The following is a 24,084-nucleotide window of genomic DNA, read 5'->3' as shown; positions in this document are numbered from 1 at the left end:
TAAGCGTTTTCAAAAAGTGGATAATTAACGTTGAAACTCTAAGGGTAATATATTAATATAGAATTTATACGAAAATTGAATGAAATATTGCCAAAACGTTTTGGAAAAGGGGCGAACACGCAAACCATATGATTACGATTAAAGATATCGCAAGAGAAGCGGGCGTGTCCGTCACAACCGTTTCCCGCGCGCTTAACGGATATGACGATGTGAGCGAAGATACCCGAAAAAAAATTCAGCTTATCGCGGAGGGGCTTGGTTACAGTCCGAATATGGCCGCCCGCAGCTTGATTTCCAAAAAAACGAAAACGCTCGGGCTGCTGCTTTCCGGCATTACCCGCAACAGCTCCAAAGACAGCATTGCGTTTGAAACTTTATGCGGCATGAACGACCGGGCCGGGGAGCTGAATTACGATCTCATTCTGTTCAGCACGACGCCGCAGAAGCAGGCCGCAAAATCGTACAAATCGCTGTGCCAGGAGCGCGGCGTCGACGGCGTCATTATTATGGGCATCCGGTTGGACGACCCTTATTTAAAAGAAATCGTCGGCTCCAAGCTGCCTTGCGTGCTTATCGACATTCCTTTTAAGAACAGCAATGTCGGCTATGTGACATCGGACAACGTTCAAGGCGCATACCGGATGACCAAATATTTGATCGATCAGGGTCACCGCAAGGTGGCGCTTGTGAACGGCCATGCCCAGGCCGACGTCAGCATCAAGCGTCTGGACGGCTATCGGCAGGCGCTGCAGCAAGCCGGCATCCCGTTCGAGGAAGAGCTGGTGCTCGACGGAGGGTTCGCCGATGACAGTGCCCGCGACGCCACTTATCGGCTGATGTCGCAGCACCCCGACGTTACCGCGATTTTTTGCGCCAGCGACTTGATGGCGTTGGGCACGATGCAGGCGCTTCGCGGCCTTGGACTGAGCATTCCGGGCGATGTGTCGGTGGCCGGGTTCGACAACATCAGCATTTCCGCGTACTGCTCCCCGGCATTGACCACCGTAAGTCAAAACCCCTACGAAATCGGCTATCAATCCGCGCAAATGATGATCGACATGCTGGAAGGACGTCAGGTTGCCAAACAACTGGTACTCCCTACCGAAGTACTGGTCCGAGCCAGTGTCGCGGCGCCCAGAGCGCATTAATCCGGCGCTGCATCCCAATTCGCTAAATATGACGAATAACGAATCTCCAAAGGCCGGGCGCGGCTTTTGGAGATTTTTTGCAATCGGGGGGGCTTGGTCGTTTGGAAGGGTATGGCACGAAGATGGCAGAATCGTTCGTTCGTGAGCCGGCTTGGGGGGCGCGATACTCGGTTTAGGTAGGGAGCCTGAATTGTTGGCGTGGCCAATGGCTTATCCGAGAGCGAAAAACTGCACTATTGCGGGTTTTCTCTGCGCCGCTTGGGCTGCCCAGAGAAGCTTTTTCGTTTGCAAATGCCAGAGGCGAAAGAATCATATTTTCTCGGAAAATGATATAATAGTGGCAAAGTTCACGAAATATCTTGCGAAGTAAAGGATTTTCGTCTTTTATGTCGAAAGTATATAGGCTATCTATATGATTGGGATGTGATATTGTGATCGAAATGCAGGACGTATGGAAAACATACTCCAACGGTACTCATGCATTGCGAGGGATTAACATAAAGGTGGACCGCAACGAGTTCGTGTATGTTGTGGGGCCGTCCGGAGCCGGTAAATCGACGTTTATGAAATTGATGTATAGAGAAGAGAAGCCGAGCAAAGGGCAAATTTTTGTGAACGGCTTTAATTTGGAAAAGCTGAAACAGCGCAAAATCCCGTATGTGCGCCGGAATATTGGCGTTATTTTCCAGGATTACCGACTTTTGCCTAAGCTGAATGTGTTTGAAAATATCGCTTTCGCCATGGAAGTTATCGAAGCCCCCAAGAAGCAGATCAAGAAGCGCACCATGGAGGTGCTGGAGCTTGTAAAGCTGAAGGATAAAGCGAATTCCCTGCCTTCCCAGCTGTCTGGCGGCGAGCAGCAGAGGGTGGCTATTGCCCGGGCAATAGTGAACAATCCTTCCGTCATTATTGCCGACGAACCGACAGGAAATTTGGATCCCGACACGTCATGGGGAATCATGAAGCTTATGGAGGAAATCAACTTCCGCGGCACTACGATTGTTATGGCCACTCACAACAAAGAAATCGTCAACACGATGCGCAAAAGGGTCATTGCGATAGAGCAGGGCATTATTGCTCGTGACGAAGTGCGGGGGGAATACGGCTATGAAGATTAGTACGGCCGCTCGTCATTTGCGGGAAGGCGCGAAGAACATTATCCGCAACGGGTGGATGACGTTCGCTTCGATCAGTTCGATCGCGATTTCTCTGTTCATTCTTGGAATTTTTGTACTGATTACTTTAAACATCAACGATATTACAGGCCAGATCGAGAAGCAGGTTGAGATCAACGTTTATTTGGAGGTCAACACGCCGCAAGATCAGATCACACTTTTGGCAAGCCAGATCAAAGATATCCCGGAAGTGAAAACAGTCAAGTTCGTTTCCAAGGAAGAAGGACTCGTTTATTTGCGGGGCAAGCTTGGCGAGAGCGGCAATGAGCTGTTGGAAGGTTTTGACGGCAGCAACAATCCGCTGAATGACTCGTTTACCGTCGAGGTCGGCGATCCGCATAACGTAGTGGCGGCAGCCGATAAAATTGCCGCGCTGAATCTGGGCAAGGACCCTAAGCCGATCTATAAAGTGAATTATGGCAAAGGAACTGTCGAAACGCTGTTTAAAGTCACCGAAATCATCCGTTGGGTTGGCATCGGCATTGTTATTCTGTTATCGTTCACCGCAGTATTTCTCATTGCCAATACGATCAAAATTACAATTTTGGCGCGCCGCAAGGAGATCGCCATTATGAAGCTCGTCGGCGCAACCAACTCTTTCATACGTTGGCCGTTTTTTATCGAAGGCGCCTTGATAGGATTCGTAGGCTCTATTATTCCGACCGGATTGATAGTAAGCGGGTACTGGAAGCTTATGAACATAGGATCGCTGGATATGAACCTGCTCATGATCAAACTGACGCCGTTCCACAAGATCGCAATTACGCTAATCCCGCTGCTTATTGGCATCGGCATCATCATCGGAATATGGGGAAGTCTGATTTCCGTCCGCAAATTTTTGCGCGTATAAGCGAGCAGTCCATAGCTTCATACTTGCTAGATTTAAGTTCCAGGTTCGGTTTGGAAGAATGAGGAGGCTAAGTGCTTGAAAAAGAAGATTCTGCCCTTGTTGTTGTCATTCGGAATCGCAGGTTCCCTGACGGTTCCTTATGAAGGCTACGCCGCTTCAGCTACGGAAAAGATCGATCAACAGCTGTCTCAGCTTAAAAAGAAAAAAGCGGAAGCGCAGCAAAAAGCAAACGACGCCAAAAATCAAATCACGCAAATTCAAAATGAAAAAGAACAAACGAATCAGGACATAAAAACCCTTATCGCTCAAGTGAACGAGCAGAGTAAAAAGCTGACGGAACTGAACAATCAGATCGATGACGTATCCGATCAGCTTGAGGAGAACGCCAAGCAGCTAGACGAAGCGGAGGCGCGGGTCGAAAGCCGCGACCAGATGCTGAAATCGCGGGTGCGCCTGATGTATATGAATGGTTTTGTCTCTTATATGGACGTGCTGATGAGCGCAACCAGCTTTTCCGATTTCCTGAGCCGTTTGGAGGCGCTCAAATCGATCGTCAACCAGGACAAGGAAATACTGGAAGCGAACAAGAAAGACCGGGATACCGTTGAGCAAAAAAAGCATGAGACCGAGCAGCAGCTCGAACAGGTGAAGGGACTGTATGCCGAAGCGGATGCAACCCGTTCCGCGCTGCAGGTGAAGGAGAAGGAAAAAGAAGTGAAGATGGCTTCTTTAACCAAGCAGGAGAAAGTGCAGGAGGATATCTCGGAGGATAGTGAGCAGCAGTTAATCGCCATGGCCAAGCAGGAGTCCGAGCTCCAGGCGAAGAAGCGTGCAGAGGCCGCGGCGGCGGCGGCGGCATCGAAGACCAAAGTGGCGTCCCCCTTTACATACAGCGGCGGCAAATTCGGCTATCCGCTTGAGACCCAGGGCACATTAACGTCCGATTTTGTTAGTCGGATCAATCCCATAACCGGAAAGCCGGAGAATCACAAAGGAATCGACCTTGCCGTGCCCAAAGGAACGGAAATCCGCGCCGCGGAGAACGGTTCCGTCATCTATGCGTCATGGATGGCCGGCTATGGCAACTGCGTCATTATCGATCACGGAAACGGCGTTTGGACGATGTATGGCCACATTATGAACGACGGCATTTATGTGAAAAAAGGCGATACGGTCAAACGCGGCCAAAGAATAGCAGGCGTGGGCTCTACGGGGCAATCGACCGGGAACCATCTACATTTTGAAGTCAGAATCAACGACAAACCCGTAGATCCCAAACCTTACTTGAGATAGGACAACCTGGAGTCCGGCGGGCGGAGTTACTTTTGTGCGGTCATTATGCATAAAAAGTAACTGCTGCGATACTTCATCGGTCAGACTCCTTGGTTATAAAACGGGGAACGCTTGTCATATACTAAACAGGCGGGCTGTTCGGAAAGCAGGCCCCGGATACAACAACTTCAGCCGAATCCCGGCTGACACGGGTTAAGGACAAAAGGTGGTGAATCACGCTGTGCAATTCAAAGGGCGAACGGTGCTTGTCTTTATTTTGTTATCGATGTTTGCAAGCAGTATAGTGACGTTGACGATCGTGGATTCCTCGATGCTCGCCGCATGGAAGGGAAAGCCGGCGGGGAGCGCCGCTGTGGCAGCCCCTGCTAATTCGGGAATGACCAACAAGGATTTGAGCAAAATCGCGACGACTTATCAGTTGATCGAGAACAAGTTTCTGAATCAGACGGATCATGACAAGGTCATTAACGGCGCCATCAACGGGATGCTGGAATCGCTGGAAGACCCGTTCACCGTGTACATGGATCAGAAGGAAGCCAAGCAGTTTGACGAAAGCATCACTTCATCTTTTCAAGGGATTGGCGCCGAAGTTTCCACGGAGGACGGAAAGGTCGTCATCGTTTCTCCGATCAAAGGATCTCCGGCCGAAAAAGCGGGCATTCAGGCGAATGACGTCATTTCATCGGTAAACGGCGAAAAGCTGGACGGGCTTACGCTGAACCAGGCGGTCATGAAAATCCGCGGGCCCAAGGGCACGCAGGCCAAGTTGGAATTGATTCGCCAAGGCGTAGGCGATCCGATTCAGGTGATCGTCGTACGCGATGATATTGATGTAGAAACGGTACATGCGGAAATGCTGCAGGATCAGATCGGTAAAATCGAGATTCGCCAATTTTCCTCGAATACGGCGACCCGATTTGCGGAAGAACTGAAAAACCTCGAAGCCAAAGGCATGAAAGGGCTCGTCATCGACGTGCGCAACGACCCGGGCGGCCTGCTGAACGTCGTCGTCGATATCGTCAATCCGTTTGTCAAAGACGGCAAGCCGATTGTACAGGTGCAGAATCGCGACGGCAAGCGCGAACCGACCCCTTCCACGGGCAAGGGCAAAAATTACCCGGTAACTGTGCTTATCAATAAAGGAAGCGCCAGCGCTTCCGAAATACTGGCGGGAGCTTTCCAGGAAGCTGTCGGCAGTAAAATTATCGGCGAAACGTCCTACGGCAAAGGCACGGTGCAGGTTACGTTCGAGAAGGAAATGGGCGACGGCAGCAACATCAAGATGACGGTATACAAATGGCTGACGCCAAACGGCAACTGGATTCACAAAAAGGGAATTCAGCCCGATATCGCCGTCGAGCAGCCCGCATACTTCAAGGTAGCTCCGCTCACGAAGAAAACGGTTTTGAAACAGGATACAACGAGCGACGATGTGAAAAATTTGCAGTTGATGCTCACCGGGCTGAACTTCGCGCCGGACCGCACGGACGGCTACTTCAGCGACAAGACGGCGCAGTCCGTGAAGGCGTTCCAGCGCGTGAACAACTTGCCGATGACAGGCGAAGTGGACACGGAAACGGCGAACAAGCTGGAAAAATCGATCTTGGCGCAAATCCGCGAGCCGAAGAACGATTTGCAGCTGAAAGCTGCGGTGCAAGAGCTGCAGCAAAAGCTTGCGAAATAAATATGCGCGCAGATATTGGAAATTCGCCGTTTAGGCAGGAAATCGGCGCTGCTGGTCGAAATCAAATAGGAGGGATGCCCCCGGGTGTCCTTCCTATTTCTTTTTATCAAGGAGCCTCGATCTTATGGAATTTGTCGCGCAACTTCTAGAAAGGTTCTTGTATGCGATTTTGCAGTTGTTGATCAATCCTTTTTACTATATAGGCATTCTGTTTATCATCCTTCAATACCGGAAGCAAGTTCAGTTGGAGCGCAAGCTGTTTCATACGAAGCTGCACTCGATGCTGAGCGAAACTTGGCGGATGGTGCTCTGGGGATGGATCGGCGGCCTCGGCGCCTCGGTTCTCATCCTTTTTGCCGGAGTGAGCGTGCAGGCGGAATCGGTCATGCTTTTATGGGCGGTTTCCATCGTGCTGCTGCTGTTCCGCGTCCGTTTTCTTTGCTTCGCTTACGCCGCGGGAGTTCTCGGCATTGCCCATACGATCGCCGTGTGGCTGCCCCAAATGGCAGAGCTGCGGAAGACGGCTCCGGTTCTCGAGTGGATCGCAAATGCGGACGTTCCGTCGCTTCTGCTGATTGCGGCGGTGCTGCACTTGCTCGAAGGGCTGCTGGTCGGTCTCCAGGGAGCGAGAATGGCCAGCCCGCTGTTTCTGGAAGGCAAGCGCGGCAAAATCGTCGGCGGCTACCAACTGCAAGGATTTTGGCCGGTTCCGCTGTTTCTGCTTGTGCCGTTTGCAGGCGGCAGTACGGAGGCTGTGCCGTGGGAGACGCTGCTCGGCGCCCAGTTGGACTCGGGCTGGAGCATGCTCGCCTTCCCGGTGATGATCGGGTTCACCGAGCTGACGGTTTCCAAGCTGCCGCGCGAAAAAACGCGTCTGAGCGCAAGCATGCTCTATTTGTACGGGATCATCGTGCTCGGGGCGGCTGTCGCAGCCGCCTACTGGACACCGCTGGTGATTCCCGCATCGATACTGACGATCGGGCTGCACGAAGCGTTGATCTGGTATCACAGTTGGTCGGAAGCGAAGCAAGTTCCGTTCTTCGTTCATTCCCCTAAAGGCCTTAAGGTGCTGGCCGTAATTCCGAAGAGTCCGGCGGCCGAGATGGGCATTCTGGCAGGCGAAACGATTCATAAAGTGAACGGCCGCAAAATAGCGGGCAAAGCCGATCTTCATGCCGCCATGCAGCTGAATCCCGCGTTTTGCAAGCTGGAAGTGCTGAACGGGCAAGGCGAAGTGAGGTTTGTGCAGAGGGCGATCTTTGCAGGCGACCATCACCAATTGGGCATTATTTTGGCGCCGGATCAGCAAGCCATGTATTATGTAGAACACCGGCCCATGCATCTGTTCTCCTATTTGCGCGGCAAATTGACGGGCTTATTGTCGAACGATTCCGGCAAGCCGATGTAGAATGAAAAAAACCTGCATTTCTCCTTATGGAGAAGCAGGTTTTTTGGGTTGGGTCGGCGTCAGATCGTTGCGCAGGACGATGATTTCGACGCGCCGGTTTTTCGCGCGGTTCGCTTCGCTGTCGTTGCTGACTTTGGGCATCGTATCGGCATAGGCGGTTGCGACGAACTTGTCGTCCTCCACGCCTGCGGTATCGCTGAAATAGCGCAGCACGGACAGCGAGCGGGCGAACGACAACCCCCAATTGTCCTTAAAGGGGGAGCCTGTCGCGAGAGGAAGGTTGTCCGTATGCCCTTCGATGCTCACTTTGGAGCGAAGCGTCGGGAACAGGGAGGCCAGCTTTTGCAAAATCGGGTATGAAGCCGGCTTCAAATCCGCCTTGCCCAAATCGAACAGGAACAGATCGTTCAGCGTTATCGCAACTCCGCGGTCCGTATCCGTTGCAGATACATCGGACTGAAGATTTTGCTCCTGAATATAGGCTTGGATTTGTTTCAGCAGGTCCTGAAGCTCTTTTTCCTTCTTTTCCTTCTCGGCGTCATTCTGTTTGGTATCCACGTTCTGCTGCTTGAAATCTTTGTCCTTGCTGTCCGAGTCGCCCTCCTTCGGGGTTATTTGGCCGCTGATTCCCTTGCCGTTTTCCAAGATGGAGTCGGCTTTTTGAAATTGCAGGTTTAAGGCCTGGGCAAGAACGGAATACTTTTGAACATCGACTTTGCTCATGGCGTACATGATGATGAAAAAAACGAGAAGCAGCGTAATAAGATCGGCGTAGGTAATGAGCCAGCGCTCGTGATTGCTGTGCTCCGGCTGTTTCTTACCTCTCCTCGGCATTGCCTGCACCTGCCTCTCGCTGATCGGTTGCGGACGATTTGTCGTGGAGGAAGGAGTTCAGTTTTTTCTTGATCAACTGAGGATTTTCGCCGGCCTGCAGGGCGAGTATGCCCTCAAGCATCAGCTCCATGTCGGCTATTTGCTCTTTGCCGCGAAGCTTGATTTTGTTGGCGATAGGCAGATAGATCAGGTTGGCGCTCATGACGCCGTACAGGGTCGCTGTAAAAGCGACGGCAATCGCCGGACCCAGACTGGAAGGATCGTCGAGGTTGCCCAGTACGTGAATCAGCCCCATGACGGTGCCGATAATACCCATTGTAGGGGCATAGCCGCCGCCTGCCTCGAATATTTTGGACATGTTCTCCATCTCGTGTTCGATAGCGTCCATTTCTAGCTCCAGTATTTGGCGCGTCAGCTCGGGATCCGTACCGTCCACGACCATTTGAAGACCGTCTTTCAAAAAGGGATCGGCGTGATCCTGGGCGCGCTGCTCCAAGGCAAGAACGCCTTCTCTTCTTGCTATTGTGGCCATATCGACGATTTCGGCGATCATAGCCCCCGGGTCTTTAGGCGTTTGTACAAAAGCGATTTTGAGAGCTTGAGGAATTTTTCTCAAGATGCGTCCGGGAAAGCTGACGGCCACCGCGCCGAACGTTCCGCCGAAGACGATCAGCATTGCGCTGGGAATAAGCAGCGAGTTGATATGGCCGCCGTCCCACATATACCCGCCGATCAAGCCGGCAAGTCCCAGAAGCAATCCCAGAATAGTTGTCAAATCCATGATCATACCACTCCTATTTCAGCATAAGAACTATAGGGCAGAGTAAAATGCCGGTATCCTGATGGCGGCAAACAATTCGCAGCATCGAAACCAGCAGATATTGCCGTTTGCAACATGACAGCAAGAAGAGTATAATGGAAAAAGCAGAACAAACATTCTTATCGGAAATTTAAAATATTTGGAAGTTCTTATTTAATATCGGAAATTGAATACAGAAAGTTTATAGACAGTTTGATTTCGATGGTGCGGGTGATAATGATGAATGAAATTACGGTCAGTTCAAAAAAGTTTGAGCTTGTTTCGGAATTCGAACCTCAAGGCGACCAGCCCAAAGCGATCGATGAGCTTGTGAAGAGCATTGAGGCGGGGAATAAGCACCAGGCGCTGCTTGGCGCGACCGGTACGGGCAAGACGTTTACGGCGGCGCAAGTCATCGCCAGGTTGAATCGTCCGACGCTGATTATCGCGCACAACAAGACATTAGCCGCACAGCTGTGCAGCGAGTTCAAAGAATTTTTCCCCAATAATGCAGTCTCCTATTTCGTCAGCTACTACGACTACTACCAGCCGGAAGCCTACATCGCATCCTCCGACACCTACATCGAGAAAGATTCAAGCATCAATGAAGAAATCGATAAGCTTCGCCACTCGGCGACAAGCTCGTTGTTTGAGCGCCGGGACGTCATTATTGTGGCGAGCGTATCGTGCATTTACGGTTTGGGATCGCCGGCGGAGTACGGTTCCCTGCTGCTTTCTTTGCGTGTGGGGATGGAGAAATCGCGCAACGAGATTTTGCATCGTCTCGTGGATATTCAATATCAGCGGAACGATATGAATTTTGTGCGCGGCACGTTCCGGGTGCGCGGCGATGTCATTGAGATTTTCCCGGCGTCGCATGGAGAGCAAGCCGTCAGGGTGGAACTGTTCGGCGACGAGATTGAACGGATTACGGAAATCAACGTGCTTACCGGCGAAATTATCGGCGAACGCGAGCATATCGCGATTTTCCCGGCTTCTCACTTCGTGACGCACGAGGATTCGATGAGACGCGCATTGGTGGACATTGAGCGGGAACTGGAAGAACGGCTCGCCGAGCTTCGCGAGCAAGGAAAACTGCTGGAAGCGCAAAGACTGGAGCAGCGCACGCGGTATGATATCGAGATGATGCAGGAGATGGGTTTCTGTTCTGGCATTGAGAACTACTCGGGCCCGCTGACGTTCCGGGAGCGGGGAGCGACGCCTTATACCCTCATGGACTATTTCCCGGAGGATATGCTGTTCATCGTGGACGAATCCCATGTAACGCTGCCGCAGATCCGCGCGATGTACAATGGCGACAGAGCGAGGAAGGAAGTGCTGGTGGAGCATGGCTTCCGTCTGCCTTCCGCTTTGGATAACCGCCCGCTGCGTTTCGAGGAATTTGAGGATAAAATCAGCCAAATCGTATATGTTTCCGCAACGCCGGGGCCTTATGAGCTTGAGAAGTGCCCTGAGATGGTCGAGCAGATTATCCGCCCTACAGGGTTGCTGGATCCGATTATTGAAGTCAGGCCGACCAAGGGGCAGATCGATGATTTGCTGGCGGAGATCCACGAACGGATCCGCAAGGACGAGCGTGTGCTGGTCACGACGCTGACCAAGAAGATGTCCGAGGATTTGACGGATTATTTGAAAGAAGTCGGAATTAAAGTCAGGTATTTGCATTCGGACATTAAAACGTTCGAGCGGATGCAGATTTTGCGGGATTTGCGGCTGGGGACGTTCCATGTGCTTGTTGGGATCAACCTTTTGAGAGAAGGGCTTGACCTGCCGGAAGTATCGCTGGTCGCCATCCTGGATGCGGATAAGGAAGGGTTCCTGCGGGCCGAACGCTCGCTGATCCAAACGATCGGCCGGGCGGCGCGCAACGCCGAGGGCCGGGTTATCATGTATGGGGACAAAATTACGGATTCCATGGAAAAGGCTATCCGTGAGACGAATCGCCGGCGCAGTATCCAGGAAGCGCATAATGAGGAGCGGGGCATTACGCCGCAAACCATTGCCAAGAAAATCCGCGACGTGATTGAAGCTACGAAAGTAGCCGAGCAGAAGGCGGACTACCTCACGGAAGCGAAGAGCGCGAAAATGTCGAAAAAAGACCGGGCTTCGCTGATCGAACGCCTGGAAGCGGAGATGAAGGAAGCCGCCAAGAACTTGCAGTTTGAGCGTGCCGCCGAGCTTCGCGATGCGATTATGGAGATGAAGGCCGAGGCATAGCCTGCCATGCCGGTATTATTGATTAGAGCAGAGCGTCCGGATTTACCGGATGATGCGATAAGAGGACTTGAGAGGAAGGGTACCTGTGTCCAGAGACAATATCGTGATTAAGGGAGCGAGAGCTCACAATCTGAAAAACATTGATGTGACGATTCCGCGCGACCGGTTTGTCGTGCTGACCGGGCTTAGCGGCTCAGGCAAATCGTCGCTGGCTTTCGATACCATCTATGCGGAAGGGCAGCGCAGGTATGTGGAATCGCTATCCGCTTATGCCCGGCAGTTTTTGGGGCAGATGGATAAGCCGGACGTGGATTCGATCGAAGGCTTGTCGCCGGCCATTTCCATCGACCAGAAGACGACGAGCCGCAACCCCCGTTCCACTGTCGGAACGGTAACGGAGATTTACGACTACTTGCGGCTGCTGTTCGCCCGTATCGGCAGGCCGCATTGCCCTACGCACGGCATCGAGATCACTTCGCAGACCGTGGAGCAAATGGTCGACCGCATCATGGAGTACCCGGAGCGGACCAAGCTGCAAATACTTGCTCCCTTGGTATCGGGACGCAAGGGCGAACATGCGAAACTGCTGGCTGACATTCAAAAGCAAGGCTTCGTCAGGGTCCGTGTAAACGGCGAAGCGATGGATCTCTCCGAGAAGATCGAGCTGGACAAAAACAAAAAGCACAGCATCGAAGTCGTGATCGACCGGATCGTCGTGAAAGACGACGTTCATGCCCGTTTGGCGGATTCGCTGGAAACGGCGCTGAAGCTGGCGAACGGAAGAGTCATCGTCGATATTATCGACAAAGAGGAGCTGCTGTTCAGCCAAAACCTCGCTTGTCCGGAGTGCGGATTCAGCATTGAGGAGCTTGCTCCAAGAATGTTCTCATTCAACAGTCCTTTCGGGGCTTGTCCGGAATGTGACGGTTTGGGCAGCCAAATGATCGTGGACCCGGATCTGCTCGTTCCCGATAACAAATTGACCATAGAAGACGGCGCATTCGAGGCGTGGGCGGGAAGCACTTCGAACTACTACCCGCAATTTTTGGCTGCCGTATGCGATCATTACAAAATACGCCGCGACATCCCCGTATCCGAGCTGAGCAGCGAGCAGATGAAGGTTCTCCTGTATGGAACAGGCGGGGAGAAGATCCGCTTCCGCTATGAGAACGATATGGGAGCGTCGAAGGAAGCTCTCGTGCCTTTCGAAGGCATCATCCGCAATTTGGAGCGCAGATACCGAGATACGTTCTCGGACGGGATCCGGGAGCATATCGAATCATACATGAGCACCAAGCCCTGCCCGAAATGCAAGGGTCAGCGCTTGAAACCCGAGACGCTTGCCGTTACGGTCAACGGCAAAAACATCGCCCATGCTACGGCACTGTCCATCGGAGAGGCGCAGCAGTGGTTTGAGGGACTCGAACTGACGGACAAAGAGCGGGCCATCGCTCATTTGATTTTGAAAGAAATCAATGCCCGGCTTGGTTTCCTGGTCAACGTCGGTCTGGATTATTTGACGATGCACCGGGCCGCCGGTACGTTGTCCGGAGGCGAAGCGCAGAGGATTCGTCTGGCGACGCAGATCGGTTCCAGTCTGATGGGCGTTCTCTACATTTTGGACGAGCCCAGCATCGGTCTTCATCAGCGCGACAATACAAGACTGATCTCTACGCTTGAACATATGCGCAATCTCGGCAATACGCTGATTGTCGTCGAGCACGACGAGGATACGATGATGGCCGCGGATTACATTATTGATATCGGACCGGGAGCGGGCATTCACGGCGGTCAAGTTATCGCCAAGGGAACGCCGCAAGAACTGATGGAAGACCCGAATTCGCTGACAGGCCAATATTTGAGCGGCAAGAAATTTATTCCTATTCCGGCCCAGCGCCGCATGCCGAACGGCAAGTGGATCGAAGTGAAAGGCGCCAAAGAGAACAATTTGCGCAACGTCTCTATCAAAATACCCCTTGGTGTATTTTCGGCAGTGACGGGTGTCTCGGGTTCTGGAAAAAGTACGCTGATCAACGAGATCCTTTACAAAACGCTGGCCCGGGATCTGAACGGCGCGAAGGTTCGTCCCGGCGCATACAAGGAAATCAACGGGTTGGAACACGTTGACAAAGTGATCGACATCGATCAATCGCCAATCGGCCGTACGCCGCGCTCGAATCCGGCTACGTACACAGGCGTATTTGACGATATCCGCGACCTTTATGCGAATACAGGGGAGGCGAAGGTACGCGGCTACAAGAAGGGCCGGTTCAGCTTTAACGTGAAGGGCGGGCGCTGCGAAGCCTGCCGCGGCGACGGCATCATCAAAATCGAGATGCACTTCCTGCCGGACGTTTACGTGCCTTGCGAAGTGTGCAAGGGCAAGCGCTACAACCGCGAGACGCTGGAAGTGAAGTACAAGGGCAAAAGCATTTCCGAAGTGCTGGAGCTCACCATCGAAGACGGCTGCGAGTTCTTCAAGAACCTTCCGCGCATCCACCGCAAGCTGCAGACGCTGCTGGACGTGGGGCTGGGCTATATGACGCTCGGCCAGCCGGCGACGACGCTGTCCGGCGGCGAAGCCCAGCGCGTGAAGCTGGCGGCGGAGCTGTACCGCCGCAGCACAGGCAAGACGATCTACATCCTCGATGAGCCCACGACGGGGCTCCACATCGACGATATCGATCGTCTGCTGAAAGTGCTCCACCGCCTCGTAGAGAGCGGGGAGACTGTGCTTGTCATCGAGCATAACCTCGATGTGATCAAGACGGCGGACTATCTCATCGATCTGGGGCCGGAAGGCGGCAGCCGCGGCGGACAGATCGTAGCTACCGGCACGCCGGAGGATGTAGTGAAAGTGGCCGGGTCCTACACCGGCCAGTATTTGAAACCGATCCTCGAACGCGATCGTGCCCGTTCGGAGGATTATGCCAAGCGTCTTGAGGTGTTGGAAGACGCTGTCGGATAACACCAAAGCCCGGACCCGCGACACTTGTAAGTGTCGGTAGGGTCCGGGCTTTTTTACCGCCTAAACGTTTGTCACGTCATTTCGCCGAGCTGGGACAATCTCCTAGCAATGCGAAGAAAAATTGCTGCAAAAACTCTCATGACGCCGTGGACGTCACCCCACATAAAGAAAATAATCAGGTCTACCGTGTTATTTTCGTATAAAGTGCAGCTTTTTGCTCGTTAATACGCTGGCAGCGAAACATTCCTGCAAAAGTCATACTGTTGAAAAACCCCGCGTCAGAAGCGATACCCACAATCTGCCTAGCTGTACGAAGAAAACCTGCAAAAATACATGAATTTGCGTCCGTGATCGCTGGACACGAATAATTCCTGCAATTGTGCAGGCTTTTCAGCGGGGACATGGGCTCAGACCCATTTTGAGCGAAAATTCCTGCACTATCGCAGGCTTTTTGCCAAAACGGGCCACTTCCATGGAAAAAGCCTGCACTTTTGCAGGCTTTTCGGGTAAGCCTGGGAGATATAAGACATTTTTTGTTAAGATTTAACTGAATCATACAAGCTTCGACAATTTCAACCTCTTTCAAGACTACGGTAAACGGGGGTATAATTAAAGTGAATTATAGATTAATAATCGTAGACAGACACGGTTAAAGTAGATATGGAGGATTCCTCATGAAAATAACTTTTGAAATTCAACAACTGGTGGCGCAACTCGGCATTGATGCAGCTAGCTTCGAAGCATGGAAAGAACAAGAAATGGTACATAACGCCGATAGAAAAACCGTTCCCTCCGAAAAAAAGGGAGCTTCCGTATATGAATTGGTCATTTGAACAAAAGACGGCAGTTGAAAAGTAAAAGCAAGGGGGAAGTGCAGCAGCGGCCCGCTTGTTTTTTGTTTTATGCATATTGACAGCATGTCCGGAGTTATAAATATTTGAGGAAATGGACATTTTATACTTACGCAGCAGATTGGAGAAATCGCAGTTCATTAAGAAGAATCGTTCAATTGGTTCGTGAGTTCCATCGTGTCCATCAGCTCTTGTCTTTGAGTTAATGAATGGCAAGGGGTTTTTGCATGCAAATCTTGACAAAGTTGTTACACATACGGGGAATCACTTGATTCTTGTTCACATTCAGGCTAACATAGTAGTAAAATAGCTGAAACTGTGCCATGCACCGAGTTATCAAGAGGAGGGTTTCGCAATGTTATTCGCTGAAGAAGCGGCAGCAGCAACAACAAGTACATATAGTTCCTTTGATATTTACGTATTGCTCTTCACGCTCATTATCGCAATCGCTTTCGTCAGGCAATTGATTGCACCGAAGAAAAATTTGTTTGCACTTGGCTTCGCCACAGTCGCATTAATCGTATTCGGCATCATGGATGTCGTTATGATCAAAGGCTGGTAAATAAGCGTTAATGAACGAAACGAATCAATAAAGCCCGCAGTACCGATGAATCGGTAGCCTGCGGGCTTTTTGGCTGTGGTGTTACACCCACCACATCTCGCCGAGAGGTTCTTTGATGAGAACTTGCTGGAGGTTTTGCACGGCTTTGGAGAAGCCTTCATCGACGGACATCAGACCGTCTTCATGCTCGATGCTCACGACGTAATCATAGCCGACCAGACGCAGCGCGCTAATGATGTCGGCCCAAGTTTTCAGGTCGTGGCCGAAGCCTACGGAGCGGAACTGCCAAGCGCGGTCCAGCATGTTGGTGTAGGGCTGCATGTCGGTCAAGCCGTAACGGTTGACGTTGACCGGATCAATCGTCGTATCTTTAGCGTGGAAGTGGTGGATTGCTCCGGCGCGGCCGAGAATTTGCACCGCTTGCACCGGATCGATACCTTGCCACCACATGTGGCTTGGATCCAGGTTGGCGCCGATCACTTCGCCTGCCGCTTCGCGCAGACGAAGCAGCGTCGCCGGCGTATGTACCGAGAAGCCGCCGTGCAGCTCGAGAGCGATTTTGATGCCGCGGTCGGAAGCGAATTTACCGGTCTCAGTCCAGTAAGGAATGACTTTGTTTTCCCATTGCCATTTCAGTACGTCCTGGAAATCGTTCGGCCAAGGGGCTACAGGCCAGTTTGGATATTTGGCATCCTCGTGGTCCCCTGGACAGCCGGAAAACGTTGTAACAACCGGAACTTCCAGGCGCTGAGCCAGTTCAACGGTTTGAATAAATGTATCGTGGTACTCTTTAGCGATTTGTTTTTGCGGGTGCAGAGGGTTGCCATGGCAGCTGAGCGAGCTGATCGTCAATCCGCGGGATTCCACCGCTTTTTTGAACGCTTTCAATTTACCTTCGTCGGCAAGCAGCTCTTCCGGTTTGCAGTGAGCGTTGCCCGGGTATCCGCCGGTTCCGATTTCAACGGCATCAAGACCTTTTGCAGCTACATAGTCCAGAGCTTCCTCAAAAGGCTTGCCGCTGAACAGAACCATAAAAACGCCTAATTTCATTAGGTTACACCTCCATAAATGGTAAAAAAAGAACCACTACAAATTATACCACCACTACAAGCCAAAATGAAGCAAGCCCTTGTAGATTCTAAACACGGTTTCATAATTGGAGCTGTAGATGATGACCGAGAACGTAACGAGCGCCTGGGTAATCAAGCACCTCGTATAAAAATAAGCTTTGGACACTTTCTTTTTGTTCACCGTCGTCAGCTTGAACAAGTTTTCCAAAGCGAGAATAATGCCGTGGTACAGGCCGTAAAAGAAGTACAGCCACGTGAAGCCGTGCCATAGCCCGATCGACACCATAATGACGATGGAAAGCCCGGATGCGAGCTGGCGGGATGGGGCTTTGCGCGAGAAAAACATAAAAATATGATCGCGGAAAAAGTCGCCCAAAGTGGCGTGCCAATTCCGCCAAAACTGGGTCATGGAAGGCGACAGGAACGGTTTTTTGAAGTTTTCCGGCATCGTATATCCCATAAGCCGTCCGAAGCCGATGGCGATATCGGAGTACCCGGAGAAATCAAAATAAATAAGCGCGTAAAACCAGATCATCAGGAACAAGGACTGGTGCGTATGCAGATCCTGCTTCAACACTTCGTTGAAAATCCCCATCATCCACGTCACGACGACCAGCTTTTTGAACAACCCGAGAATAATCCGCTTCACGCTGTCCTCAAAAAGCGCCGAATCGACCTTATAAGGCTGCTTCGTATCCGCCATAAAATCGCGAAACTTCAAAATCGGACCGGATGTGAACGTCGGGATGAACAAAATATAATTGCAGTAATCAATGGCGGGCACTTCGCCGTCTTTGCCTAAAAAGTACGCGAAATAATAAGCGTCGATTACTTTCAGGACGTTATAAATGAGTCCCAAATAAATAACCGCGTCAAAAAGCGGGTTGTGGAACACATCCATGACGAAAAGCCGGACCCCAACAAAAACGCCGACAACATTAGCGGCGATCGCAAAAATAAACGTCGCCTTCCGGCGAACGTTCGTTCTGCAAAGGTAAACAAATCCGCCGTAATTGATCAGCGTATACACGGCGTAGAACAGGCAGAGCTTTATGCTGAACAGCAGCAGGAAGCACAAGCTGAATACGATCATGAGTATTCTTTTGTTATTCGCCCACTTGCGCGTGAGCATCAGAACGGCGATCATGCCGGCCATGGCGACAATCGCGTTCATGTTCATATAAAACATGGCTGCAGAACTCCTCGTATATGCTGCTGGAATAGCCGTAGCATCTAGAATTTCTCGTAAATAAACAAGCCCTTGCCGGTGAAATAAATCAATACCAGGTACAGCATGACGAGATAGATCAAGATTTCGCAGGTTTTTCTAACGATTTTAGCCATGCGTCAACCTCCTTCGTGAAAAGCGGCGCCCCGTCTTCGCGGTTCAAATGAACAAGGTCGTGAAAATATTTGGGTTCGTAGCGGTCCATCACATCAAGCGTCGGCACATTCGCCGCCTGAAGCTGAGCATTTACAGCTTGCTTGAGGGATGCGACATAAGGCGGCTGGGCGTACGCTTTGTTCCAAGGCATCCAAACGACGCGCAGCGGAAGCCGGTGCTCCCCTGCATAGCGAATGACCCACTGCATCGCATCGAGATTCGCCTGAAAGTCCTTCAGCGTCATCCAGCCGAACCGCTTGTCGTAATCGGCCCATTTCTCTTTCAGAGCGGCATCGTCCTGGCGGCCGGGGTACAGCTCTTTATCGATCCAGCGCGGCTCGTAGGCCAGACTGCCTTTGAATAAATTTTTGGCGAATTCTTCGCCGGAATCCCGGAAATAGTCGCGGTACGTGTATACGTACGGCTGGTACCAAGGCTTGAACCACTGGTAAGTCGGGTCGGTTTGCAGGCTGTCGATCATCGTATGTACGTCGATGCCGATCACAAGCTCGCCTTGGAACTGGTACAGCTTGCGGTCCAAAATTTCCTTCAAATCGGTAATTTTCCCGTACGACAAGCCCATTTCAACGAGATGAGCGTCCGACTTTTCTTCAATGTAGGAAGCCGTAACCGAGGAATTACCGAAGAAAACCGGCCCCGATTGGGACCAGCCATGGTGATAAAGCGTTTTGGTAAAATCGTTTTTGTAAAAACGGCGCGAGCTGACCATCGGGTTCCACCATGAAACCAGCAGGTCGGAAAGCACGAGAGCCAGCAGCAGGCCGAGAATAAAGCTGTTTTTCTTGAGAAAAGCCGCAAACTTCACAGGATATCACTCATTATCAGGTGGATTGGACTGCATGATGAAATCGACAATTCAGAGCATCCGTCGCACGAGGGCGCTTCACTTACAGCTACAGCGCCTTCTCCTGCCATGCATGGTACTGTTCGCGGAAAGCCGCCGGCCACTGCTGCTCGTCCAAGCCGTACTGCGCGAGGAAAGCGAAAGCCCAGCGCTCGATGCCGAAGCCGACGCAGCCGGTCACGGCGTTGCGCTTGCCCATTTTGATATTGAAGGCATTGCCGAACGTATTGCTGTGGAAATTCACGGAGCTGCAGGCGATCGACTTGTTAATATGCGGAATCGTCAAGCGCAGTTCGTATTTCATCTCCTGGTTGCGTTGGAAAGAAGCTTTTACCTGGAAATCGTTCGTAAAGAACGGATCGTTGGCAATTTCCAGCAAGCTGTCCACGTTCCATTCCACAGCCAGCTCTTTCAAATATTCGATCGATTTGAGGCGGTTTTCCTTGACGAAATCAGGCTTGCCGACAAAAATAATTTCCCGCATCGAGAAGTCGAGCAGCCTGCCGAAATCGCTGTGGTTTTTGGATTCGAAGCGGTGGCATTTGGCAATGGCCGTAACAACGATGCCTTCGCCTTCGAGCGTCTCGTCCTGCAAGCCCTCGTAGCAGTGATAGCAGGTGGAAGGGTTCATCGTAAAGTTGGGCTTCGGCATGCTGCGGTCAAGATCCAGAACGTGATCTTTATTCCAGCCGCCGGCTTCGCGGATCGATTGGGAGAAGGACTCGATAATGTCCAGATCCTCACGAAGGTGCGTCAGGAAATGAATATGTTCCGGGAACGACGTGAAATGATTCGTTTTGTTCAAAGTTTCGGCATGAATGACGGCAGGATAAGATTCCTCCTGAACGCCTTCAAAGCGGTTGGCGATTTTGGTCACAAAGGAGTAATCCAGGAAGCGCATCAAGCTGGAAAACGGCTCGCGGAAAATAAACAATCCCGGCTCCAGCACTTTAATGGCTTTGCGCTCAACCAATTCGGCAACGATATCGCCTTCGTACGGCGTATCGACTTTGTGTTCGAACAAAATGTTTTCCTTGAAGCCAAAATCGCCCTTGGAAAAGCGCTCGATCAAACGCTCGATACGCTCGGCAATGACCTCGTTGCCTGCCGGCGATTCATGTTCAATATGGATGTGGCCGTCAGCGATGCGAATGTCGCGAATATGCTCGTCGACGAAAGCGGAGGCGTATTTGAGCTGTCCATGCTGGCTTTCAGCCAACCGTTCCAAAGAAATGACACATTGCATGCAAAGTTACCTCGCAGTCTTAAGGGATATGAAATCGGCGATTTCCCGAACCGTGTTCAGCGGATACAGCATCAGATCCTGATTCGTCACCTGGATGCCGTATGTTTTTTCGATATGGGCAATGAGCGCGGTAGCGCCGATGGAATCAATAAAACCGTAATCGAACAGATGGACGTCAACGCCGAAATCGTCGTCATCCTCCTCGATTTCATAGCGCTCGCGAATGTGCTGCTCCAGCTGTGCTACAAGTTCTTCGTTGGACATGTTGGAAAGCCTCCTGATTCAAGTAAAGTAAAAGCAAAAGGAAGGCGGCGTTCCTTTAAGGTGACTGCGCCTTCGCAAAGGTAAGACGGGTGAGATCCCCGTACCGGGTAATCGTATACGTATGCGCCTGGGCGTCATGTTCGATTGTGGCGTCCGCGGCATCGAAGCGCAGTTCGTCCGGGCTGTAAAGCTTGATTTGCTGCAAGCCCGCAGATTTCAGTTCCAGCTCGTATGCGTCTCCAACCCCCTTGCTAAGGGAGAACGGTACGTTGGAGCGGATCATGTGAAAACGGTCGTCGTTCCGGCTGATGCGAAGCGTAGTCTCCTTCGATACGCCGACATAGAACCGGGTATCCTGAGAGCTGTAAATATCGGAGTCGCTTTGCAAAGAGTATTGGGCGAATCTGGCGCCTTTTTCCACGACGACTCCAAGCGTACCGGCATATTCGCCGGCAAGATCGGGCACTTTGGCCGTGTTCGGCGTCAGCGTCGCATTCCAGTGCGGATTGCCCCCCGCGATAACATCCTTCAGCCTGTCCCACGCATATACGGCCCACGGGCGGCTGACGCGGACTTCGCTCTTCATTGCGGCTAAAAACGATTTGGCCATCTGCGTCTCGGTCATGAAGTTGTAGTCGTGCTGCGTCCGCAGTTTATCGAAATAATCGGCGAATTCGGTTAAATCCGCGATTTTTGCAGGTATTGGAAAATGGTACTCGATGTGCTCGAAATAATCAATCGGCATATCGAGCTTGACCATGGATTCAAAAATATCGGTTGTGGCGTAATCGCCCTGCCGCAGCACAGGCGTCGGCGCATGAATAAGCATCGTCTCTTCGGAACCCTGCTTGTCTTGCAGCAGGAAGGGCAGCGACCAGATCGAGTCAGGCCGGGGAATGACCGGCGATTCCGACGGCAGGAAGCCGAAGTTGTACCACATCCCTTGCGCCTGTTCGCTGAGCAGCGTCTGCTGACGATCCGGATTGTTGATGCGCCACGTGTGCTGATTCGTACCCGGATGCAGCCACGGGATGCCCAGCTTGTCAAAAGCTTGCTTTTGCAAGGTCAGTTCCTGGCGTTCCTGTTCGGCACTTTTGAAATTATGCACGAACACGTGCGGATTCAGATCCAGATGATTGTTTTTGGCATACTGGATAAACTCTTTAAGCTGCGCCTGATAAGGGAACTGCGGATCGTCGATCGGAACCGAAGAACCGAATTCGACGCCGCCGACGATCAGGTCGTCTTTGCCGTCATGGTTGAGATCGAGCCAGAGCGGAACCGAGTAATGACCGGCAACCAGTGCGCGGTTGCCCATCTGGTTGAGGGTTGCACCCTCAAGGGGACCCTGGAGCGTCCAGGCGCCGTCTGCGCCCTGGAGGTAGATCAGCAGGTCCCCTTCATTGCTGCCGACCACCAGGTCCGGTCGGCCGTCGCCGTTCATGTCGCGCACCGCAGGCGCGGCATGGGTTCTGCCGCCGGGCAGCCGGAACAGCTCGCGGCCCTCGCCCAGCACAAGGGCACTAGCGCTGCTGCCCTTGTACAAATAGACGCGGCCGTCCGCAGCGCCGGCCACGAGGTCGAGCTTGCCGTCGCCGGTGATGTCGGCGACGGCTACCGCTGCAGGCCCGCCGGGCAGCTGCAGCGGCTTGCCGCCCGCGCGCAGCGCCGCGGGCTTGCCGAAGCTGCCGCCTGCAAGCTGCGGCAGCACCTGCACGGCCCCGGACTCGTCGGAGGCGAGGAGGTCCGGGTGCCCGTCCCCGTTCACGTCAGCGGCGTGAACGGTGGTGGAAGGCTTCAGCCGGAGCGGCTCGCCCGACTCCAGCCTCAAAAGCACCGGCGCGGCGAACGTGTCCGGCAGCGCCACGCCCTCCGGCGGCGGCTCGCTCGCGTACGCCGCCGGGTCAGGCCCTTGATTCGTGTACACGTACACGAATCCGTCGGCGCTGCCGGCCAGCAGGTCGATGCGGCCGTCGCCGTTCAAATCCGCGGCGGCCGGGTACGCGCGGTAAGGCAGCTCGATCGCGCTCGCCAGATCGCGGTACTGCGGGAACACGGCTTGCCGCAGAGGCTTGCCACCGCTCATCACGTGCAGGCCGCTGGCGTAGCCCGAGCCCGGCAGTTCGCCGGCGAACGCGGGCTTCGCGTTCGTCCCGGTGTTCAACTGCACGGTCAGGCTTTCGCGCCACTGGCCCCAATAAAACGCGCTGCGTACAAGCGTAAACGAGGGGATCTCGTTATACTTTTTGAGCAGCTCGGCCCAGGCGATGCCGTCCTTTTGCTGAATCGCCGGCATCGCTTCAAAATGGTTCTGAAACGCCATCGCCGGGCGTCCGTACGGGCCGAGCACTTTTTTGACGCTGTAGCCGAGCGTTTCCTTGGAGACGTACGCCAGCATTTCGCTGCGGAACTGCATATTGGCGGCCGCGAAGGCGAAGTTGAAGTACGGCTGCAGGGGCAGCTCTCTTTTGTTGAAATAAGCGCTGCCCGGCGCCGGCTTGCTCTCGGCTTTGTACTTGGCCGCAAGCTGGGCGAAGCCTTGAGCCGGGTCCATCCCGCTCTGCATGTCGTAGCCGGTCGGGAAATAACGGTTCGGAAGGAACGAGCTGCTGAGCAGCACCGTGCCCTTGCCGGCTTGGTTCCATGCAACTAGCGCAAGCCCGTTCATCGAAACGACCGTCTGCGCGGAAGAAGGAACGAGGCCATACCCCCAGTCAAACCCGGGCAGATCGGTCATGGCATTGTGCTTGAAGTAACTGTCTGCAAACAACCTGAACACCTGCTGCAAGCTTTGCAGATTGTAGCTGACTTCAGGATAGCCGAAGCTCGGCGCCGCCGCTCCTTGCGCTCCTTGGCTGCTTGGCGCCCCGATTTTCTCCACCTTGCCGGCGCCGAGGAATTCGGGCGGGAAGCTGGCGGCAAAACCGTTCTCAAGCAGCAAGTGGCCGCCGTTGTTCACGTACTTCATTAATACGGCCGCGTCCGCCTGCCAGTCGGCTTCCTGCCGCAGCGCAGGGTCCAAATAAATCGCGTCGTATTTGCTCAAATTGCGCGCTGACAAGCCGTGCAGGCCGGCTTTTTCAACGATCAGGTTCGCCTGCAAGGATTGCTGAAAATTTCCGTATGCCGCGGAGTCGTAGGTGTCCCCGCCCGTAGCGTAAAGCAGCCTGACTTCGTCGGTTTTCGGAACAAAAAAAAGCACCGAAACAATAAGAATAAAAGCAAGGACGATACCGGCAACCAGCTTGAAAAAACGAATTTTCGACAAAACCAAAGTGGTATCCCTCAATTGCTGTAGTGGTAACTATCCTTGCCATTATAGCATTTACTCCGGGGTTTGTTAACTTGTGCAAAGCCTCCCCGGGAGGGAAGACCGGCTTGTCCGGAAAGGGGCGCGTGCCCGAATTCGCCTGGCGGGTTCTTTCCAAGCTCCCTCTATGGATTC

The 24,084-nt window shown here is 52.7% G+C and carries 18 protein-coding genes; 10 read left to right on the top strand and 8 right to left on the bottom strand.

Features of this window, described 5'->3' with window-relative positions; genetic code table 11:
- Positions 1 to 128: 128 nt before the first annotated feature.
- The 6 genes from AC0LWT_RS26525 (at position 129) to AC0LWT_RS26500 (ending at position 7,558) form a co-directional block, all read left to right on the top strand.
- The gene (locus AC0LWT_RS26525; protein ID WP_474684292.1) at positions 129 to 1,148 is read left to right on the top strand and encodes a LacI family DNA-binding transcriptional regulator; all 1,020 of its coding nucleotides are present in this window, start codon (positions 129 to 131) and stop codon (positions 1,146 to 1,148) included.
- A gap of 431 nt (positions 1,149 to 1,579) precedes the next feature.
- Positions 1,580 to 2,266: a cell division ATP-binding protein FtsE gene (gene ftsE / locus AC0LWT_RS26520; RefSeq protein WP_474684291.1), complete on the top strand. Its 687-nt coding sequence runs from the start codon at positions 1,580 to 1,582 to the stop codon at positions 2,264 to 2,266.
- Positions 2,256 to 3,173 (top strand): permease-like cell division protein FtsX, encoded by a 918-nt coding sequence (gene ftsX / locus AC0LWT_RS26515; protein ID WP_474684290.1) that lies wholly within the window; start codon positions 2,256 to 2,258, stop codon positions 3,171 to 3,173. The genes ftsE and ftsX overlap by 11 nt, the downstream gene beginning before the upstream one ends.
- Before the next feature lie 75 nt (positions 3,174 to 3,248).
- Positions 3,249 to 4,466, top strand: a complete 1,218-nt coding sequence (locus tag AC0LWT_RS26510) for a murein hydrolase activator EnvC family protein (RefSeq protein ID WP_474684289.1) — start codon at positions 3,249 to 3,251, stop codon at positions 4,464 to 4,466.
- A gap of 220 nt (positions 4,467 to 4,686) precedes the next feature.
- Positions 4,687 to 6,150 (top strand): S41 family peptidase, encoded by a 1,464-nt coding sequence (locus AC0LWT_RS26505; protein WP_474684288.1) that lies wholly within the window; start codon positions 4,687 to 4,689, stop codon positions 6,148 to 6,150.
- A 124-nt stretch (positions 6,151 to 6,274) separates the two neighbouring features.
- Positions 6,275 to 7,558 (top strand): PDZ domain-containing protein, encoded by a 1,284-nt coding sequence (locus tag AC0LWT_RS26500; RefSeq protein ID WP_474684287.1) that lies wholly within the window; start codon positions 6,275 to 6,277, stop codon positions 7,556 to 7,558.
- Positions 7,559 to 7,582: 24 nt separating this feature from the next.
- Here the strand turns inward: AC0LWT_RS26500 and AC0LWT_RS26495 are convergent, their stop codons facing one another.
- Positions 7,583 to 8,392, bottom strand: coding sequence for a flagellar motor protein MotB (locus AC0LWT_RS26495; protein ID WP_474684286.1), 810 nt, complete (start codon positions 8,390 to 8,392; stop codon positions 7,583 to 7,585).
- Positions 8,376 to 9,173: a flagellar motor protein gene (locus tag AC0LWT_RS26490; RefSeq protein ID WP_474684285.1), complete on the bottom strand. Its 798-nt coding sequence runs from the start codon at positions 9,171 to 9,173 to the stop codon at positions 8,376 to 8,378. Before AC0LWT_RS26490 ends, AC0LWT_RS26495 begins: the two co-directional genes overlap by 17 nt.
- A gap of 258 nt (positions 9,174 to 9,431) precedes the next feature.
- On the opposite strand from AC0LWT_RS26490, the gene uvrB reads away from it, so the two are divergent.
- The 4 genes from uvrB to AC0LWT_RS26470 all read left to right on the top strand — a co-directional run bounded on the left by uvrB (position 9,432) and on the right by AC0LWT_RS26470 (position 15,810).
- Complete coding sequence (gene uvrB / locus AC0LWT_RS26485) at positions 9,432 to 11,429, top strand: excinuclease ABC subunit UvrB (protein ID WP_474684385.1); 1,998 nt, start codon at positions 9,432 to 9,434, stop codon at positions 11,427 to 11,429.
- Between the two features lie 85 nt (positions 11,430 to 11,514).
- Positions 11,515 to 14,397, top strand: coding sequence for an excinuclease ABC subunit UvrA (gene uvrA, locus AC0LWT_RS26480; RefSeq protein ID WP_474684284.1), 2,883 nt, complete (start codon positions 11,515 to 11,517; stop codon positions 14,395 to 14,397).
- Positions 14,398 to 15,071: 674 nt separating this feature from the next.
- Complete coding sequence (locus AC0LWT_RS26475) at positions 15,072 to 15,230, top strand: hypothetical protein (protein ID WP_474684283.1); 159 nt, start codon at positions 15,072 to 15,074, stop codon at positions 15,228 to 15,230.
- A 373-nt stretch (positions 15,231 to 15,603) separates the two neighbouring features.
- The gene (locus tag AC0LWT_RS26470) at positions 15,604 to 15,810 is read left to right on the top strand and encodes a DUF2759 family protein (protein WP_474684282.1); all 207 of its coding nucleotides are present in this window, start codon (positions 15,604 to 15,606) and stop codon (positions 15,808 to 15,810) included.
- Positions 15,811 to 15,891: 81 nt separating this feature from the next.
- Here AC0LWT_RS26470 and AC0LWT_RS26465 read toward each other — a convergent pair whose 3' ends face one another.
- The 6 genes from AC0LWT_RS26465 to AC0LWT_RS26440 all read right to left on the bottom strand — a co-directional run bounded on the left by AC0LWT_RS26465 (position 15,892) and on the right by AC0LWT_RS26440 (position 23,907).
- The gene (locus AC0LWT_RS26465) at positions 15,892 to 16,860 is read right to left on the bottom strand and encodes a sugar phosphate isomerase/epimerase family protein (RefSeq protein WP_474684281.1); all 969 of its coding nucleotides are present in this window, start codon (positions 16,858 to 16,860) and stop codon (positions 15,892 to 15,894) included.
- A 54-nt stretch (positions 16,861 to 16,914) separates the two neighbouring features.
- A complete protein-coding gene (locus AC0LWT_RS26460) occupies positions 16,915 to 18,069 on the bottom strand; it encodes an MBOAT family O-acyltransferase (protein WP_474684280.1) in 1,155 nt (384 codons plus the stop codon).
- 118 nt (positions 18,070 to 18,187) lie between these two features.
- The gene (locus tag AC0LWT_RS26455) at positions 18,188 to 19,090 is read right to left on the bottom strand and encodes an SGNH/GDSL hydrolase family protein (protein ID WP_474684279.1); all 903 of its coding nucleotides are present in this window, start codon (positions 19,088 to 19,090) and stop codon (positions 18,188 to 18,190) included.
- Between the two features lie 88 nt (positions 19,091 to 19,178).
- Positions 19,179 to 20,375, bottom strand: coding sequence for a class-II aminoacyl-tRNA synthetase family protein (locus AC0LWT_RS26450; protein WP_474684278.1), 1,197 nt, complete (start codon positions 20,373 to 20,375; stop codon positions 19,179 to 19,181).
- Between the two features lie 6 nt (positions 20,376 to 20,381).
- A complete protein-coding gene (locus tag AC0LWT_RS26445; RefSeq protein ID WP_474684277.1) occupies positions 20,382 to 20,639 on the bottom strand; it encodes an acyl carrier protein in 258 nt (85 codons plus the stop codon).
- 55 nt (positions 20,640 to 20,694) lie between these two features.
- The gene (locus AC0LWT_RS26440) at positions 20,695 to 23,907 is read right to left on the bottom strand and encodes an FG-GAP repeat domain-containing protein (protein WP_474684276.1); all 3,213 of its coding nucleotides are present in this window, start codon (positions 23,905 to 23,907) and stop codon (positions 20,695 to 20,697) included.
- Between the last annotated feature and the right edge of the window lie 177 nt (positions 23,908 to 24,084).

The sequence above is a fragment of the Paenibacillus sp. sgz302164 genome (genome assembly GCF_056120505.1).
Note: the sequence above shows the minus strand (reverse complement) of the source record. Positions and strands in the feature narration are given on the sequence as shown.

Bases quoted from the DNA above. Each gene is read 5' to 3' on its own strand.
- AC0LWT_RS26445 (WP_474684277.1), bottom strand. From the start codon at position 20,639: ATGTCCAACGAAGAACTTGTAGCACAGCTGGAGCAGCACATTCGCGAG.
- AC0LWT_RS26475 (WP_474684283.1), top strand. From the start codon at position 15,072: ATGAAAATAACTTTTGAAATTCAACAACTGGTGGCGCAACTCGGCATT.
- AC0LWT_RS26460 (WP_474684280.1), bottom strand. From the start codon at position 18,069: ATGTTTTATATGAACATGAACGCGATTGTCGCCATGGCCGGCATGATC.
- ftsX (WP_474684290.1), top strand. From the start codon at position 2,256: ATGAAGATTAGTACGGCCGCTCGTCATTTGCGGGAAGGCGCGAAGAAC.
- uvrB (WP_474684385.1), top strand. From the start codon at position 9,432: ATGAATGAAATTACGGTCAGTTCAAAAAAGTTTGAGCTTGTTTCGGAA.
- AC0LWT_RS26525 (WP_474684292.1), top strand. From the start codon at position 129: ATGATTACGATTAAAGATATCGCAAGAGAAGCGGGCGTGTCCGTCACA.
- AC0LWT_RS26500 (WP_474684287.1), top strand. From the start codon at position 6,275: ATGGAATTTGTCGCGCAACTTCTAGAAAGGTTCTTGTATGCGATTTTG.
- AC0LWT_RS26450 (WP_474684278.1), bottom strand. From the start codon at position 20,375: ATGCAATGTGTCATTTCTTTGGAACGGTTGGCTGAAAGCCAGCATGGA.
- AC0LWT_RS26470 (WP_474684282.1), top strand. From the start codon at position 15,604: ATGTTATTCGCTGAAGAAGCGGCAGCAGCAACAACAAGTACATATAGT.
- AC0LWT_RS26495 (WP_474684286.1), bottom strand. From the start codon at position 8,392: ATGCCGAGGAGAGGTAAGAAACAGCCGGAGCACAGCAATCACGAGCGC.
- AC0LWT_RS26465 (WP_474684281.1), bottom strand. From the start codon at position 16,860: ATGAAATTAGGCGTTTTTATGGTTCTGTTCAGCGGCAAGCCTTTTGAG.
- AC0LWT_RS26490 (WP_474684285.1), bottom strand. From the start codon at position 9,173: ATGGATTTGACAACTATTCTGGGATTGCTTCTGGGACTTGCCGGCTTG.